At 41.3% G+C, this 1,023-nt stretch carries 1 protein-coding gene and 1 pseudogene; both read left to right on the top strand.

Features of this window, described 5'->3' with window-relative positions:
- Positions 1-204: pseudogene (locus tag VXQ92_RS21330) on the top strand ([acyl-carrier-protein] S-malonyltransferase); the annotation flags it as partial.
- Positions 201-935 carry a 3-oxoacyl-ACP reductase FabG gene (gene fabG / locus VXQ92_RS21325; RefSeq protein ID WP_002123741.1) on the top strand — a complete coding sequence of 245 codons (735 nt, stop codon included), beginning with the start codon at positions 201-203 and terminating at the stop codon, positions 933-935. The pseudogene VXQ92_RS21330 and the gene fabG, both read left to right, overlap by 4 nt.
- Positions 936-1,023: the final 88 nt, after the last annotated feature.

Genomic DNA, 1,023 nt, shown 5'->3' with positions numbered 1-1,023 from the left:
TACCAGTCTGTACAGTGGACACGTACCATGCAGTCTCTACAAGACCAAGGTATTCAGTACATTGTTGAGTGTGGCCCAGGTACAGTATTGAGTAATCTCGCAAAGCGTTTACCAAATATTGAAAAAGCTTTTTCTATTGATAGTAAGAGCAAAATGGAAGATGCCCTAAATGCTGTTTTAGTGGCAGAAGGAAAAATTGCATGACACAAGAACGCAAAGTTGCATTAGTAACGGGCGCGAGTCGGGGCATTGGCGCTGCAATTGCCCAGCAACTTATTCAAGACGGTTATTTTGTCGTAGGTACTGCGACTTCTGAATCTGGTGCACAAAAGCTAACTGATAGCTTTGGTGAACAAGGTGCAGGTTTGACTCTCGATGTGCGTAATCTCGATGAGATTGAAGCAGTCGTGTCTCATATTGAACAGAACTATGGTCCTGTACTTGTTCTCGTTAACAATGCAGGTATTACGAAAGACAATTTGTTGCTTCGTATGTCGGAAGATGATTGGGATGACATCCTTAATATCCACCTTAAAGCCGTTTATCGTTTATCTAAACGTGTGCTTAAGGGTATGACGAAAGCACGTTTTGGTCGCATTATTAATATCAGTTCTGTTGTAGCTCACTTTGCAAACCCAGGCCAAGCAAACTATTCTGCTGCTAAAGCAGGTATTGAAGCATTTAGCCGTAGTCTTGCAAAAGAAATGGGTAGTCGCCAAATCACTGTAAACAGTGTGGCGCCAGGTTTTATTGCGACAGAAATGACAGATGCACTTAGTGAAGACATTCGCAAAAAAATGAGTGATCAAGTGGCTTTAAATCGCTTAGGCGAGCCACAAGATATCGCAAATGCGGTGAGTTTCCTTGCAAGTGATAAAGCAGGTTACATTACCGGTACGGTATTACATGTAAATGGTGGTTTATACATGGCCTAACGCCGATGTATAAACTTTTAAAAATTTTTATATTCAATTAAACTAGTGGCAAATCAAACGCCACAAGCAATGAGGAGAATTCCTGTGA

Source organism: Acinetobacter sp. 228, from assembly GCF_048147885.1.
This window is presented reverse-complemented; position numbering and strand designations above follow the sequence as displayed.

What these genes read in the sequence shown, in the direction of transcription:
- fabG (WP_002123741.1), top strand. Translation starts at nt 201, where the DNA reads ATGACACAAGAACGCAAAGTTGCATTAGTAACGGGCGCGAGTCGGGGC.